Source organism: Arsukibacterium ikkense (genome assembly GCF_000987775.1).
Lineage (GTDB): Bacteria > Pseudomonadota > Gammaproteobacteria > Enterobacterales > Alteromonadaceae > Alishewanella > Alishewanella ikkense.
Genome location: NZ_LAHO01000027.1, coordinates 1 through 16,674, shown reverse-complemented (window position 1 = coordinate 16,674; position 16,674 = coordinate 1). Strand labels below are relative to the sequence as shown.

The window sequence follows — 16,674 nt, the reverse complement described above, 5'->3', positions numbered from 1 at the left end:
TTAGCAGTGATGTAAAGAAGGCTCCCCTGCGGAGCCTTTTTTGTTACTGGCAACTAAATTAACCCAAAACTGCGCAGGATGGGCACAGTACGCTTGTTTTAGTTAGCTGAGGCAGTATAATGAGCGGCTATTTAATGGCTGGCTGCTTTTATAGCCATTTAAAAGACTGAAGGGGCATAGTTCCAATTGGTAGAACAGCGGTCTCCAAAACCGATGGTTGGGGGTTCGAATCCCTCTGCCCCTGCCAAATTTATGGTGTCAGCCAATGCCGGCTGCATCTGATAGTTAATAACGAGTGGCATAATACACGCCAAATTGAAGTGAGTTAGAGCATGAGCGTTGCGAGCGAAAATCCAAAAAACGGGCTTGATCTGGTTAAATGGTTATTAGTTTTTGCTATTCTGTCATTGGCGGTGGTCGGTAACTATGTATACGAGTTGGGTGCGTTAGAGCGTGCTATAGCCATCGTAGTGTTGGTCATTATTGCTGGTGTAGTCGCTGCACAAACCAATAAAGGGCGTACCTTTATTAATTTCGCTAAAGAGTCTCGTACTGAAATCCGCAAAGTAGTATGGCCTACCCGTCAGGAAACCATGCAAACTACCCTGGTTGTCATAATCGCTACTATTATTATGGGCTTGCTGTTATGGGGCCTGGATGCCATTTTACTTCGGGTTGTTTCTTTCTTTACCGGATTGGGGATTTAAAGCATGGTTGCAAAAATGCGTTGGTATGTTGTGCAAGCGTTTTCAGGATTTGAGCAACGCGTTGCCACATCACTACGGGAATATATTAAACTTAACCAAATGGAAGAGAAATTTGGTGAAGTCTTAGTACCTACCGAAGAAGTGATTGAAATGCGCGCTGGCCAGAAGCGTAAGTCCGAGCGTAAATTTTTCCCGGGTTACGTGTTGGTGCAAATGGAAATGTGCGAAGAAGCATGGCACTTAGTGAAGAGTGTTCCGCGCGTATTAGGTTTTATAGGTGGTACATCAGATCGCCCGGCCCCCATTTCTGAGAAAGAAGCGATGACGATTTTAAATCGTCTGCAGGATAATGCTGACAAGCCGAAACCAAAAACCTTGTTTGAGGCAGGTGAGGTTGTGCGCGTTACAGAAGGTCCGTTTGCCGATTTCAATGGTGTAGTTGAAGAAGTCGACTACGAAAAGAGCCGCGTAAAAGTCTCGGTATTAATATTTGGCCGTGCTACCCCGGTAGAACTGGAATTTGGTCAGGTCGAGAAAGCGTAAATATATTGGTTGTAACGGGGTGCTGATTAAAATATAATCTGCGCCCTTTTTATCGTCAGGGGAGCCGTTTGAGTAAGTGTCCTCGCATTTACAAGGCTACGACCCTATAACAGAGGTGAAACATGGCAAAGAAAGTCACAGCACTAATAAAGCTGCAGGTTAAAGCCGGTATGGCCAACCCTTCGCCGCCAGTTGGTCCAGCATTGGGTCAGCACGGCGTCAATATCATGGAATTCTGTAAAGGCTTTAACGCCCGTACTGAAAGCCTTGAAAAAGGTATGCCGATCCCAGTAGTTATTACTGTATACAGCGATCGTTCTTTCACATTCGAAACCCGTACCCCGCCAGCGTCGTTCCTGCTGTTAAAAGCAGCGGCACTGAAGAGTGGTTCAGGTCGTCCGAATACCCAGAAAGTAGGCAAGGTTTCAGCTGCGCAGATTGATGAGATCGTTAAGATCAAACAACCTGACTTAACAGCTGCAGATCATGCTGCTGCGGTGCGTACCATTGAAGGTACTGCTCGTTCAATGGGCTTAGTGGTGGAGGGCTAATCGATGGCTAAATTAACAAAACGCGCTAAGTTAATCCGCTCTAAAGTAGATGTAACTCGCGAATATGATATCAACGAAGCAGTTGCTTTGTTAAAAGAATTAACCGCAGGCAAGTTCCTGGAAAGCGTTGATGTAGCAATCAACTTGGGCATCGACGCTCGTAAGTCAGACCAGAACGTGCGCGGTGCAACTGTACTGCCACATGGTACTGGCCGCACGGTACGTGTTGCAGTGTTTACCCAGGGTGCTAACGCTGAAGCCGCTAAAGCTGCCGGTGCAGACATCGTTGGTATGGAAGACTTAGCCGAACAGGTTAAGAAAGGCGTAATGGACTTTGACGTTGTTATTGCATCTCCGGATGCAATGCGTGTTGTTGGTATGTTAGGTCAGATTTTAGGCCCACGTGGTTTAATGCCTAACCCTAAAACCGGCACCGTTACTCCAAACGTTGCTGAAGCGGTTAAGAATGCTAAAGCCGGTCAGGTTCGTTACCGTAACGATAAGAATGGTATTATCCATTCTACTATCGGTAAAATCGACTTTGATGCTGATAAGTTAAAAGAAAACTTAGAATCATTGCTGATTGCTTTAAAGCGTGCCAAGCCTTCTGTAGCGAAAGGTATTTTCATTAAGAAAGTAACCATTTCCTCTACTCATGGTGCCGGTATGACGTTAAACCAAGCCTCTCTGAGCGCTGTGGTTTAAGGCATAGCTTTACAGATGGGCGGTATTGTTCTATAATCCCGCCCTCAAAAATTCGGGTAGAAGAGCTGTTTTATCGTGTCAAAGCGATCAGACCGCGCTTCCGTCCAAGACCGTAGGTGCAACAAAGCGAAAGCCCAGTTGCTTAAAATTACAACCTACGCAGACGGTGCAGGCCCCAGACGGAATTAAATTCAATCTGGTCTCACCGTAAATCGCGCGCCTTCGGGTCACCAGAGGCGATGTGTAGGCAACCGGATAATCTTATCCGGATGAACCAGGAGTTAAGAGCCAATGGCTATAAAGCTTGATGACAAAAAAGCAATTGTTGCTGAAGTCCAGGAAGCTGCCAAAGGTGCTTTATCTGCGGTAGTCGCAGACGCTCGTGGTGTCACTGTAGGCAACATCACTGCCTTGCGTAAGCAAGCGCGTGATGCCGGTGTTTGGATGAAAGTTGTCCGTAATACCTTAGTGCGCCGTGCAGTAGATGGCACCGAATTCGAGTGTTTGAAAGATGCATTCGTAGGCCCGACACTGATTGCGTTCTCTAAAGAGCACCCAGGTGCTGCAGCACGGATCTTTAAAGATTTTGCTAAAGACAACAAACAGTTCGAGTTGAAAAGTGCCGCTTTTAATGGCGAAACAGTAAGCATTGACGTTTTAGCATCGTTACCAACATACAACGAAGCTATTGCACGCTTAATGAGCACTATGAAAGAGGCAGCAGCCGGCAAACTTGTACGTACAATTGCCGCGGTTCGCGACCAAAAACAGGATCAAGCCGCGTAATTATACGTGTTGTTTGGTGAGTGGAATTTAATTCGGGACTCGTCCCCTAATTTAGGAATCTGAGCAATGTCAGTGACTAAAGATCAAATCTTAGATGCTATCGCAGCAATGTCTGTAATGGATGTAGTTGAGTTAGTAACTGCAATGGAAGAAAAATTTGGCGTATCTGCCGCTGCCGCTGTAGCTGTTGCTGCTGGCCCGGCTGCTGCCGCTGAAGAACAAACAGAATTCAACGTAATTCTGGCTGCTGTTGGCCCTAACAAAGTATCTGTTATCAAGGCAGTACGTGGCGCTACCGGTTTAGGCCTGAAAGAAGCGAAAGACCTGGTTGAGTCAGCTCCTGCTGCCATCAAGGAAGGCGTTTCTAAAGATGAAGCAGCTGCTCTTAAGAAAGATCTTGAAGAAGCTGGTGCATCTGTTGAAGTTAAATAATCCGGTAAAAACCGGGTTAACTGCCTGAAATTCGGGCTGGGCTGGTGATGAATTAATCACCGGCCTTTTTGCGCTGTGGGACAATGATTTCCCCACCCCTGCTGTTACCATGTCTGGTAGCAATAAATTACCGGTAATTCGGTAGTTGGGAAAAAAATCAGCAAGCTGAGGAACCCCATGACTTACTCTTATTCTGAGAAGAAACGTATCCGTAAGGACTTCGGCAAACGTCCGGAAGTACTGGATGTGCCATACCTGCTATCGATTCAAATCGAGTCTTTCAGCAAATTTATCGAGCCAGACCCGGAAGGTGGATACGGTTTAGAAGCCGCGTTCCGCTCTGTATTTCCAATCAAAAGCTATTCAGGCAGCGCGGAATTGCAGTATGTCAGCTACCGCATTGGGGAACCTGTTTTTGATGTAAAAGAATGTCAAATTCGAGGCGTAACTTATTCCGCACCGTTACGCGTTAAATTACGCATGGTGTTATTTGATAAAGAAGCACCAGGCACGATTAAAGACATTCGTGAGCAAGAAGTTTACATGGGTGAAATCCCGCTGATGACTGAAAACGGTACCTTTGTAATTAATGGTACTGAGCGGGTTATTGTTTCTCAGTTGCATCGCAGCCCGGGTGTATTCTTTGACCACGACCGCGGTAAAACGCATTCTTCTGGTAAAGTATTGTATAACGCCCGCGTTATTCCTTACCGTGGTTCATGGTTAGACTTTGAATTTGATGCCAAAGACAACCTGTTTGTTCGCATAGACCGTCGTCGTAAATTACCGGCAACGATTTTACTGCGGGCGCTGGAGTTCAGTACTGAACAAATTCTGGCTATTTTCTTTGAAAACACCAAATTTGAAGTCAAAGACGGCAAATTACTAATGGAAGTGGTGGCAAACCGCTTGCGTGGTGAAACAGCCGGTTTTGATATTAAAGACAACGATGGTGAAGTCATTGTTGAGCAAGGTCGTCGAATCACTGCCCGCCATGTGCGTCAGCTGGAAAAAACCGGCTTAACCATGATGGAAGTACCGCATGAGTACGTAGTTGGCCGGGTACTGGCCAAAAACTATGTTGATACTTCAAGCGGTGAAATTGTTGCAGAAGCAAATGCTGAGCTGACCCTGGACTTGCTAGCTAAGCTGACTAAAGCCGGCTATGACAGTTTTGAAACGCTGTATATAAACGATTTAGACCAAGGTTCTTATGTTTCAGAAACTATCCGCATTGATCCCAGCAACAACAAGATTGAAGCGCTGGTAGAAATTTACCGGATGATGCGCCCAGGTGAGCCACCAACGCGTGAAGCCGCTGAAACCCTGTTTGAGAATTTATTCTTCTCTGAAGACCGTTACGACCTGTCAACGGTTGGCCGGATGAAGTTTAACCGTCGGGTTAACTTTGAAGAAAACATTGGCGCAGGCGTACTGAGTAAAGAAGATATCCTGGCAGTGATGAAGGTGTTAATTGATATTCGTAACGGTAACGGCGAAGTTGATGACATTGACCACTTAGGTAATCGCCGCATTCGTTCTGTTGGTGAAATGGCTGAGAACCAGTTCCGGGTAGGTTTAGTACGTGTTGAGCGCGCAGTGAAGGAGCGTTTATCGCTTGGCGACTTAGACGCCGTGATGCCTCAGGATTTAATTAACGCCAAACCAATTTCTGCCGCAGTTAAAGAGTTCTTCGGTTCCAGCCAACTGTCACAGTTTATGGATCAGAATAACCCACTGTCAGAAGTGACACACAAGCGTCGTATTTCTGCTTTAGGCCCGGGTGGTTTAACCCGCGAGCGTGCAGGCTTCGAAGTACGTGACGTTCACCCAACGCATTACGGTCGGGTATGTCCGATTGAAACGCCGGAAGGTCCGAATATCGGTCTGATCAACTCGTTATCAATGTTTGCTCAGACTAACGAGTATGGTTTCCTGGAAACCCCGTACCGTCGGATTGAAAACGGCATTGTGACCGACGAAGTAGACTTCTTATCAGCCATTGAAGAAGGCAACTTTGTTATTGCTCAGGCTAACGCTGAACTGAATGAAGAGAACCGTCTGTCAGAAGAGTTAGTACCGTGTCGTTACAAAAACGAATTTACTCTGATGCCATCATCAGAAGTGCAGTATATGGATGTTGCACCACAGCAAATTGTATCGGTTGCGGCAGCCCTGATTCCGTTTCTGGAACACGATGATGCTAACCGGGCCCTGATGGGATCGAACATGCAACGTCAGGCAGTTCCAACCCTGCGTGCTGATAAGCCGCTGGTAGGTACGGGCATTGAGCGGGTGGTGGCAAAAGATTCAGGTGTAACGGTAGTAGCGAAACGTGGTGGTACAGTTGATTATGTCGACGCCAGCCGTATCGTTATTAAAGTACACGAAGAAGAAATGATTGCCGGTGAAGCCGGTATTGATATCTACAACCTGACTAAATACACCCGTTCGAACCAGAACACCTGTATTAACCAGCGCCCTTGCGTAAACCATGGTGAACCGATTGAACGTGGCGATGTACTGGCCGATGGTCCGTCTACCGATTTGGGCGAACTGGCGTTAGGTCAGAACCTGCGCGTGGCCTTTATGCCGTGGAATGGTTACAACTTCGAAGATTCGATTTTGTTATCCGAGCGCCTGGTGCAGGAAGATCGCTTAACCACTATCCATATTCAGGAATTAAGCTGTATTGCGCGTGATACCAAGCTTGGGCCTGAAGAAATTACCGGTGATATCCCTAACGTGGGTGAATCAGCGCTAAGTAAGCTGGATGAAGCCGGCATCGTCTATATCGGTGCTGAAGTGAAAGGTGGTGATATTCTTGTTGGTAAAGTAACCCCTAAAGGTGAAAGCCAGTTAACCCCGGAAGAAAAGCTGTTACGTGCTATCTTCGGTGAAAAAGCCTCTGATGTTAAAGATACCTCACTGCGGGTACCAAACTCAGTAACGGGTACCGTTATTGATGTGCAGGTATTTACCCGTGATGGCGTTGAAAAAGACAAGCGCGCCCGTGAAATCGAGGAAATGGAAGTCAAACAGGCTAAGAAAGACCTGAATGAGGAATTCCGTATTCTGGAAGCAGGTATTTATGACCGTGCCCGTAACCTGCTTGAACAAAGCGGTTTAGACCGTGCCAGGCTGGATACCCTGAAAGGCGATGCGTTGTTTAATCAAAGCTTAAGCGATGAAGACAAGCAGAACGATTTAGAACAGTTAGCGGCCCAGTTCGAAGAAATTCGGGTTGAGTACGATAAGAAGTTTGAATTAAAACGCCGTAAGATCACTCAGGGTGATGATTTAGCCCCGGGCGTACTGAAAATTGTTAAAGTGTATCTGGCGGTTAAACGTCGGATCCAGCCAGGTGATAAAATGGCTGGGCGTCACGGTAACAAGGGTGTTATTTCAACTATCGTGCCGGTTGAAGACATGCCATACGATGAAAAAGGCCAGCCGGTTGATATCGTACTGAACCCGTTAGGTGTTCCGTCACGGATGAACATTGGTCAGATTCTGGAAACTCACCTGGGCTTAGCGGCTCGTGGAATCGGTGACAAAATTGACGGCATGATCAAAGATCAGAAAGAAGTGGCTGAAATCCGCGAATTCCTGGTTAAAGTGTATGCATTAGGTGAATCACGCCAAAACGTGGATATCGCCAGTTTCACTGATGATGAAGTTCGTCGCCTGGCGCAAAACCTGCGCAAAGGTCTGCCAGTGGCAACACCGGTATTTGATGGTGCTAAAGAATCAGAAATCAAAGAGTTATTAACACTTGGCGATTTGCCGACCAGCGGTCAGATCACCTTATATGATGGTCGTACCGGTAATACCTTTGAACGGAAGGTTACGGTTGGCTACATGTATATGCTGAAACTGAACCACTTAGTTGACGACAAGATGCACGCGCGTTCTACCGGTTCTTACAGTCTGGTCACGCAGCAGCCGCTGGGTGGTAAGGCACAGTTCGGTGGTCAGCGTTTCGGTGAGATGGAAGTGTGGGCATTAGAAGCTTATGGTGCGGCTTATACCCTGCAGGAAATGCTTACTGTTAAGTCTGATGACGTCAACGGTCGTACCAAGATGTATAAAAACATCGTTGACGGCGACCACAGAATGGAACCTGGCATGCCAGAATCTTTCAACGTACTGATGAAAGAAATCCGTTCGCTCGGTATCAATATCGAATTGGAAGAGGAATAAACCGACAGTTAGTTGGCGGGGCAGTGCGCTGCCCCATTCCGGTTTACCTCTTACAGGAGAGCAAAGGTGAAAGACTTATTAAAGTTTCTGAAACAACAAACTAAAACTGAAGAGTTTGATGTTATTCGTATCGGTTTATCCTCACCGGATATGATCCGTTCATGGTCATTTGGTGAAGTGAAAAAGCCAGAGACGATCAACTACCGTACCTTTAAACCAGAGCGTGACGGTTTATTCTGTGCCCGGATTTTTGGTCCGGTAAAAGATTACGAGTGTTTGTGCGGTAAGTACAAGCGCTTAAAGCACCGCGGTGTTATCTGTGAAAAGTGTGGCGTTGAAGTGACCTTAACCAAGGTACGTCGTGAGCGGATGGGCCACATTGAGCTGGCCAGCCCGGTAGCGCATATCTGGTTCTTAAAATCACTGCCAAGCCGCATTGGTTTATTACTGGATATGACCCTGCGTGATATCGAGCGCGTGCTGTATTTCGAAAGCTACGTGGTAACCGAGCCAGGCATGACCTCGTTAGAGCGTCGCCAGATGTTAACTGAAGAAGAATATCTGGACGTACTGGAAGAGCATGGCGACGAGTTTGAAGCCAAGATGGGTGCTGAGGCTGTACTGGACATCCTGCGTGGTATCGACTTAGCAGTTGAAATCAAGCAGATGCGTGAAGAGCTGCCTACTATCAACTCTGAAACCAAGCGTAAGAAAATCAGTAAGCGTTTAAAACTGATGGAATCGTTCTTCACTTCTGGTAACAAGCCAGAGTGGATGATAATGACCGTGCTGCCAGTATTGCCACCGGATTTACGTCCTCTGGTACCACTGGACGGTGGCCGTTTTGCGACTTCAGATCTGAACGACTTATATCGCCGGGTAATCAACCGTAACAACCGCTTAAAGCGGCTGTTAGATTTATCAGCGCCTGACATTATCGTTCGTAACGAAAAGCGTATGCTGCAAGAAGCAGTAGATGCGTTGCTAGATAACGGTCGTCGCGGCCGCGCTATCACTGGCTCAAACAAGCGCCCACTGAAATCTTTGGCTGATATGATCAAAGGTAAGCAGGGTCGTTTCCGTCAAAACTTGTTAGGTAAGCGGGTTGATTACTCAGGCCGGTCGGTTATTACCGTAGGTCCTACTTTACGTCTGCATCAGTGCGGTTTACCGAAGAAAATGGCTTTAGAATTATTCAAGCCTTTCATCTACGGTAAGTTAGAAGCCCGCGGTTTAGCCACGACGATTAAAGCGGCTAAGAAGATGGTTGAGCGCGAAGAAGGCGCGGTATGGGACGTGCTGGATGAAGTTATCCGCGAACATCCGGTACTGTTAAACCGTGCACCAACCCTGCACCGTTTAGGTATTCAGGCATTCGAACCGGTACTGATTGAAGGTAAAGCGATTCAGCTGCACCCGTTAGTGTGTGCGGCATATAACGCCGACTTCGATGGTGACCAAATGGCGGTGCACGTACCGTTAACTATTGAAGCACAGTTAGAAGCCCGTGCGTTGATGATGTCAACCAACAACGTACTGTCGCCAGCTAACGGTGAGCCTATTATCGTACCTTCACAGGACGTGGTATTAGGTTTGTACTATATGACGCGTGAGGCGATTAACGTCAAAGGCGAAGGCATGATGTTCAAAAGTGCGAAGGAAGCTGAAAAAGCCTTCCGTGCTGATTGTGCCAGCCTGCATGCAAAAGTGAAAGTGCGGATTACTGAAGTAGAAATTGCTGAAGATGGTAACCGTACTGAGACCACCGCAGTGCGCGATACCACTGTTGGCCGTGCTATCTTGTTCTCTATCCTGCCAGAAGGCTTAGCCTTTGATTCGGTGAATCAGGCAATGGGTAAGAAGCAAATTTCCCGCCTGTTGAATGGCGCTTACCGGCGTATCGGTCTGAAAAAGACTGTTATCCTGGCTGACCAAATCATGTATACCGGTTTCCATTACGCGATGTTGTCAGGCGTATCGGTAGGTATTGATGACATGGTGATCCCGGCTGCAAAAACCGAGATTATCGAGGCTGCAGAAACGGAAGTTGCAGAGATTCAGGACCAGTTCCAGCAAGGCCTGGTTACTGCTGGTGAAAAATACAACAAAGTTATCGATATCTGGTCAACCGCTAACGAAACCTTGTCAAAGGCGATGATGGACAACTTGTCAAAAGAGTCTGTGGTCGATCGTGAAGGCAATACGGTAGAGCAGCAATCCTTTAACTCGGTATATATGATGGCCGACTCAGGCGCCCGGGGTTCACCGGCGCAGATCCGTCAGTTATCGGCAATGCGTGGTTTGATGGCTAAGCCAGATGGATCTATCATTGAAACGCCGATTACCGCTAACTTCCGCGAAGGCTTAAGCGTATTACAGTACTTTATCTCTACCCACGGTGCCCGTAAGGGTCTGGCCGATACAGCACTGAAAACTGCGAACTCAGGTTACCTGACCCGTCGTCTGGTTGATGTTGCCCAGGATTTAGTGGTTACCGAAAGTGACTGTGGTTCAGATCAGGGCATCATTATGAAGCCGTTGATCGAAGGTGGCGACGTGGTAGAAGGCCTGCGGGAGCGCGTACTGGGCCGGGTAGTAATTGGTGATGTAGTATCACCCACCACCGGCGAAGTACTGGTTGCTGACGGCACCATGCTGGACGAGCATCTTTGTGATTTGATTGAGCAAAATTCAATTGATGAAGTGCACGTTCGCTCAGTAATTACCTGTCAGACCGACTTTGGTGTTTGTGCCAAATGCTACGGCCGTGACTTAGCGCGTGGTCACCTGATCAACGCCGGTGAAGCTGTCGGTGTTATCGCTGCGCAGTCAATCGGTGAGCCAGGTACTCAGTTAACGATGCGTACCTTCCACATCGGTGGTGCGGCTTCACGGGCATCAGCAGAAAACAGTGTCCAGGTGAAAAACGCCGGTACCTTAAAACTGCATAATGCCAAATTCGTGCGTAATGCGGATAACAAAATTGTTATTACCTCACGTTCGGCTGAAGTCACAGTATTTGACGAGTTGGGTCGTGAAAAAGAGCGCTATAAGCTGCCTTACGGTTCTATTATGGCGACTGATGACAACGCCAAAGTGGCCTCTGGTCAAATCGTCGCTAACTGGGATCCGCATTCACACCCTATTATCGTTGAGCGCGGTGCTAAGGTAAGTTTCAGTGATGTAGATGATACTAACACCGAAGTACAACAGGATGAGCTGACCGGCTTAACCCGGACAGTGGTAAAAGATTTGGCCAAAGCAAATGCGAAGGAGCCGAAACTTATCCTGGCAACCGATGATGGTGGTCTGCAGGAAATTCGCCTGCCAAGCTTCACCACTATTGAAGTGGCTGATGGCGAAGAGGTGCCCACCGGCGGTGTATTAGCACGTATTCCACAGGAAAGTTCTAAAACCCGCGATATTACCGGTGGTCTGCCACGTGTTGCCGACTTATTTGAAGCGCGCAAACCAAAAGATCCTGCCATTCTGGCCGAAATCTCTGGTGTTATTAGCTTCGGTAAAGAAACCAAAGGTAAGCGCCGTCTGGTGATTACTCCGGAACAGGGTGATGCACATGAAGAGATGATCCAGAAATGGCGTCAGGTTAACGTGTTCGAAGGTGAACGCATTGAGAAAGGCGAAGTTATCTCTGAAGGCCCTGAGTCGGCGCACGATATTCTGCGTTTACGGGGCATTCACCATGTAGCCAGTTACATCGTCAACGAAGTTCAGGACGTATATCGCTTACAAGGCGTAAAAATCAACGATAAGCACATTGAAACCATTATTCGGCAGATGCTGCGTAAGTGTGTTATCACCAGCCCTGGCGACAGTGAGTTCCTGGAAGGTGAAATGGCAGAAGTGGCCCGCGTCAATATCGCTAATCGTGATTTGGAAGCGGCCGGTAAAATGCCAGCGCAATATGAGCGTTCGTTATTAGGTATTACCAAGGCATCGTTGTCGACTGACTCGTTTATTTCGGCTGCCTCGTTCCAGGAAACAACCCGCGTTCTGACTGAAGCCGCCGTAGGTGGCAAATTTGATGAACTGCGTGGTTTGAAAGAAAACGTTATTGTTGGCCGCTTGATCCCTGCAGGTACTGGTTTTGCTTATCATCAAAACCGTGCCCGTATGCGTCAACGTGGCGGCAATACCGACGTTGTTGAACCGTCAATGAGTGCGGAGACAGCTGAACAAGCTCTGACCGATGCACTTAATATGAATTTGTCGGGCAACAACGAGTAAGAAAGGAGCAGGTACTTTGTCGGTGTTTAAAAAGCCGGCAAAGTACATTGTAACTTGACAGGTCAAAGCTTGACCATTAGAATTCCGCGACCCTAATTTTGGGGTGCGGAATTTTCACGTTTATTGGGTATTTATTAACCAGGAGTATTTAATGGCAACAATCAACCAGCTAGTGCGTAAGCCGCGCAGCCAGAAGGTAGCCAAGAGCACCGTTCCGGCGCTTGAAGCTTGCCCGCAGAAGCGTGGTGTTTGTACCCGTGTATACACCACTACACCTAAGAAGCCAAACTCAGCATTACGTAAAGTATGCCGTGTTCGTTTAACTAACGGATTCGAAGTTTCTTCTTACATTGGTGGTGAAGGTCATAATCTGCAAGAGCACAGTGTTGTGCTTATTCGCGGTGGCCGGGTAAAAGACCTTCCAGGTGTGCGTTACCACACCGTACGTGGCACATTAGACTGTGCAGGCGTTAAAGATCGTAAACAAGCCCGTTCTAAGTACGGTGCGAAGCGGCCTAAGAAATAACGGTACTCCGTTAGTAAGGCCAAACTAAACAACTTTTTTTCTTTAATGTATTAAAAGTTTTGGAATCACCTGAAGCAATCGGAGTTACGAATGCCAAGAAGACGCGTCATAGGTCAACGTAAAATCCTTCCAGATCCTAAGTTCGGAAGTGAATTACTTGCCAAGTTTGTTAATGTCGTTATGGTCGACGGAAAAAAATCCACAGCCGAATCAATTGTATACGGCGCCTTAGAAATTGCAGCTACCAAATCGAAGAAAGAGCATATTGATCTTTTCGAAGTTGCTTTAGACAACATTCGCCCAACTGTCGAAGTTAAATCACGTCGGGTAGGTGGTTCAACCTATCAGGTGCCATGTGAAGTTCGTCAGGTTCGTCGTAATGCTCTTGCTATGCGCTGGTTGGTAGAAGCTGCCCGTAAACGTGGTGAAAAATCAATGGCTCAGCGTTTAGCTGGTGAAATACTGGATGCCATCGAAAACAAAGGTTCTGCGGTTAAGAAGCGTGAAGACGTGCACCGTATGGCCGAAGCGAATAAAGCTTTCGCTCACTTCCGCTGGTAAGCAGATTCAAAGATGAGGACACTATTGTGGCACGTACAACCCCAATAGAGCGTTACCGCAACATTGGTATCTGTGCGCATGTAGACGCGGGTAAAACCACGACTACAGAGCGTGTACTTTTTTACACCGGTCGTTCACATAAGATTGGTGAAGTGCATGATGGCGCAGCAACCATGGACTGGATGGAGCAGGAGCAGGAACGGGGTATTACTATTACTTCAGCTGCCACTACGACGTTCTGGGCTGGTATGAATGCTCAGTTTGAGCAGCACCGCGTTAATATTATCGATACCCCGGGCCACGTTGACTTCACGATTGAAGTTGAACGCTCGCTGCGGGTGTTGGATGGTGCTGTCGTGGTGTTGTGCGGCTCGTCTGGGGTGCAACCGCAGACAGAGACGGTATGGCGCCAGGCAAACAAGTACGAAGTTCCTCGGATGATTTTTGTCAATAAGATGGACCGGACCGGTGCTGACTTCCTGCGGGTAGTTAAGCAGGCCCGGACCCGTCTGAACAGTACTATTGTACCTATTCAGCTGCCTATTGGCGCTGAAGACGACTTTAGTGGTGTGGTTGACCTGATCAAAATGAAAGCAATTAACTGGAACATGGAAGATCAGGGCATGACCTTCAATTATGAAGAGATCCCATCTGACATGTTGGCAGAGTGCAAAGAGTGGCGTCAGAACCTGATTGAAGCTGCGGCTGAAGCCAGTGAAGACATGATGGAACGTTACCTTGACGGTGATGAGTTCTCTGAACAAGAGATAAAATCAGCCCTTCGTGCACTGACATTACGTAATGAAGTGGTATTGGTACTATGTGGCTCAGCCTTTAAAAACAAAGGTGTGCAGGCCATGTTGGACGCGGTAATTGAATACCTGCCTTCACCAACAGAAGTGAAAGCGATAAATGGTATTCTCGAAGATGAGTCAGAAGGTGAGCGTCATTCCAGTGATGACGAACCCTTTGCTGCGCTTGCCTTTAAAATCGCAACTGACCCATTTGTTGGTACGCTGACTTTTTTCCGGGTTTACTCAGGGGTGGTAGAAGCAGGTTCTGCTATTTACAACTCGGTAAAGCAGAAAAAAGAGCGGATCGGCCGGATGGTGCAAATGCATGCCAATGCCCGTGAAGAAATTAAAGAAGTTCGTGCCGGCGATATCGCCGCCGCAATCGGCTTAAAAGATACCACTACAGGCGACACCTTATGTGATCAGGATAACATTATTATTCTGGAACGGATGGAGTTCCCTGAACCTGTTATCTCGGTAGCCGTTGAACCAAAAACCAAGGCTGATCAGGAAAAAATGGGTGTGGCGCTGGGTAAACTGGCTGCTGAAGATCCTTCTTTCCGGGTGCATACTGACGAAGAAACCGGCCAGACCATTATTTCCGGTATGGGCGAATTACACTTAGACATTATCGTTGACCGCATGCGGCGTGAATTCAAGGTTGAAGCCAACGTGGGTAAACCACAGGTTTCTTACCGCGAAACGCTGCGTCAGGCTACCGAAGTTGAAGGTAAGTTTGTACGTCAGTCTGGTGGTCGCGGTCAGTTTGGTCACTGTTGGCTGAAAATCGAACCGCAAGAAGAAGGTGCAGGTTACGAGTTCGTCAACGCGGTAGTGGGTGGTGTTATTCCAAAAGAATACATTCCTGCCATCGACAAAGGTATACAAGAACAGATGAAAAACGGCGTATTAGCGGGCTACCCGGTAATCGATGTTAAAGTCACTGTTTTTGATGGTTCATACCATGATGTAGACTCTAACGAAATGGCATTTAAAGTTGCTGCTTCAATGGGCTTTAAGAAAGGTGCGCTACAAGCGAAACCGGTAGTACTAGAGCCTATTATGAAAGTTGAAGTGGTGGTGCCTGAGGAGTTTATGGGTGATATAGTGGGTGACTTAAACCGTCGTCGCGGTATTATCCACGGTATGGACGATGCCCCTGGTGGTATCAAAATCGTTGACGCAAATGTTCCGTTATCAGAAATGTTTGGTTATGCAACCAACATGCGTTCATTGAGTCAGGGCCGCGCCTCTTACTCAATGGAGCCTCTGAATTATCAGGAAGCACCAAACAACGTAACTGAAGCGATTATCGCTGCACGTAAGTCTAACTAATCAATTAGTATGGCCCGGTGTAATGTCGGGCTACAATTTAATATAGAAGGGTCTACACATGGCTAAGGCTAAATTTGAACGCGTAAAACCGCACGTAAACGTAGGTACCATCGGTCACGTTGACCACGGTAAAACTACTCTGACAGCTGCTATCACTAACGTATTAGCTAAGACATACGGCGGTCAGGCATTTGCTTTCGATCAAATCGATAAAGCACCAGAAGAAAAAGCTCGTGGTATCACGATCAATACTTCACACGTTGAATACGACACTCCAACCCGTCACTACGCCCACGTAGACTGCCCAGGCCACGCTGACTATGTTAAGAACATGATCACAGGTGCGGCGCAGATGGACGGTGCAATTCTGGTAGTTGCTGCGACTGACGGCCCAATGCCACAAACGCGTGAGCACATCCTGTTGTCACGTCAGGTAGGCGTACCTTACATCATCGTGTTCATGAACAAGTGTGACATGGTAGATGACGAAGAGCTGTTAGAGCTGGTAGAAATGGAAGTGCGCGAGCTTCTTTCAGACTACGACTTCCCAGGTGATGATTTACCAGTAATCCGTGGTTCAGCGCTGAAAGGCCTGGAAGGCGATGCTGAGTGGGAAAAGAAAATTCTGGAGCTGGGCGAAGCGTTAGATACGTACATCCCTGAGCCGGTACGTGCGATTGACAAGCCATTCATCATGCCAATCGAAGACGTATTCTCAATTGCTGGTCGTGGTACTGTTGTAACCGGTCGTGTAGAGCAGGGTATCGTTAAAGTAGGCGAGACAGTAGAAATCGTTGGTATCAAAGACACTGTTGCTACTACCTGTACTGGTGTAGAAATGTTCCGTAAACTGTTAGACGAAGGTCGTGCAGGCGAGAACATCGGTGCCTTATTACGTGGTACTAAGCGTGAAGACGTAGAACGTGGTCAGGTATTGGCCAAGCCAGGTTCAATCAAGCCACACACTAAGTTCGAAGGCGAAGTGTACGTATTGTCAAAAGAAGAAGGCGGTCGTCATACTCCGTTCTTCAAAGGCTACCGTCCACAGTTCTACTTCCGTACTACCGACGTAACTGGCGCAGTTGAATTGCCAGAAGGCGTAGAAATGGTAATGCCAGGCGACAACCTGAAGTTTGTTGTTGAGCTGATTTGCCCAATCGCGATGGACGAAGGTTTACGCTTCGCAATCCGTGAAGGCGGCCGTACTGTAGGTGCTGGTGTAGTATCTAAAATCATCGCTTAATTATTATTTAATTAGCAGTGATGTAAAGAAGGCTCCCCTG

12 protein-coding genes and 1 tRNA gene are annotated in these 16,674 nt (G+C 47.5%); all 13 read left to right on the top strand.

The genetic code is table 11. The annotated features are described in order from the left end of the window. The first annotated feature begins 170 nt into the window (after window positions 1-170). Window positions 171-247, top strand: a tRNA-Trp gene (locus tag WG68_RS18725). An 85-nt stretch (window positions 248-332) separates the two neighbouring features. Beyond that, window positions 333-707 carry a preprotein translocase subunit SecE gene (secE, locus tag WG68_RS18720; protein ID WP_046559250.1) on the top strand — a complete coding sequence of 125 codons (375 nt, stop codon included), beginning with the start codon at window positions 333-335 and terminating at the stop codon, window positions 705-707. Window positions 708-722: 15 nt separating this feature from the next. After that, a complete protein-coding gene (nusG, locus tag WG68_RS18715) occupies window positions 723-1,250 on the top strand; it encodes a transcription termination/antitermination protein NusG (protein ID WP_046559249.1) in 528 nt (175 codons plus the stop codon). A gap of 122 nt (window positions 1,251-1,372) precedes the next feature. Next, window positions 1,373-1,801: a 50S ribosomal protein L11 gene (gene rplK / locus WG68_RS18710; protein ID WP_046559248.1), complete on the top strand. Its 429-nt coding sequence runs from the start codon at window positions 1,373-1,375 to the stop codon at window positions 1,799-1,801. A 3-nt stretch (window positions 1,802-1,804) separates the two neighbouring features. Then, on the top strand, window positions 1,805-2,506 hold the full coding sequence (rplA, locus tag WG68_RS18705) for a 50S ribosomal protein L1 (RefSeq protein ID WP_046559247.1): 702 nt from the start codon (window positions 1,805-1,807) through the stop codon (window positions 2,504-2,506). Window positions 2,507-2,797: 291 nt separating this feature from the next. After that, window positions 2,798-3,292 (top strand): 50S ribosomal protein L10, encoded by a 495-nt coding sequence (rplJ, locus tag WG68_RS18700; RefSeq protein WP_019677783.1) that lies wholly within the window; start codon window positions 2,798-2,800, stop codon window positions 3,290-3,292. Window positions 3,293-3,358: 66 nt separating this feature from the next. Beyond that, a complete protein-coding gene (gene rplL, locus WG68_RS18695) occupies window positions 3,359-3,724 on the top strand; it encodes a 50S ribosomal protein L7/L12 (protein ID WP_019677784.1) in 366 nt (121 codons plus the stop codon). A gap of 177 nt (window positions 3,725-3,901) precedes the next feature. Next, complete coding sequence (gene rpoB / locus WG68_RS18690; RefSeq protein WP_046559246.1) at window positions 3,902-7,927, top strand: DNA-directed RNA polymerase subunit beta; 4,026 nt, start codon at window positions 3,902-3,904, stop codon at window positions 7,925-7,927. Between the two features lie 66 nt (window positions 7,928-7,993). Beyond that, the gene (gene rpoC / locus WG68_RS18685; RefSeq protein ID WP_046559245.1) at window positions 7,994-12,175 is read left to right on the top strand and encodes a DNA-directed RNA polymerase subunit beta'; all 4,182 of its coding nucleotides are present in this window, start codon (window positions 7,994-7,996) and stop codon (window positions 12,173-12,175) included. Window positions 12,176-12,326: 151 nt separating this feature from the next. After that, a complete protein-coding gene (gene rpsL, locus WG68_RS18680; protein ID WP_019677787.1) occupies window positions 12,327-12,701 on the top strand; it encodes a 30S ribosomal protein S12 in 375 nt (124 codons plus the stop codon). Window positions 12,702-12,791: 90 nt separating this feature from the next. Continuing rightward, window positions 12,792-13,262 carry a 30S ribosomal protein S7 gene (gene rpsG / locus WG68_RS18675; RefSeq protein WP_046559244.1) on the top strand — a complete coding sequence of 157 codons (471 nt, stop codon included), beginning with the start codon at window positions 12,792-12,794 and terminating at the stop codon, window positions 13,260-13,262. 26 nt (window positions 13,263-13,288) lie between these two features. Beyond that, on the top strand, window positions 13,289-15,391 hold the full coding sequence (gene fusA / locus WG68_RS18670) for an elongation factor G (protein ID WP_046559243.1): 2,103 nt from the start codon (window positions 13,289-13,291) through the stop codon (window positions 15,389-15,391). Window positions 15,392-15,449: 58 nt separating this feature from the next. Then, entirely contained in the window at window positions 15,450-16,634 is a 1,185-nt protein-coding gene (gene tuf, locus WG68_RS18665) for an elongation factor Tu (RefSeq protein ID WP_019677711.1), read from the top strand. Window positions 16,635-16,674: the final 40 nt, after the last annotated feature.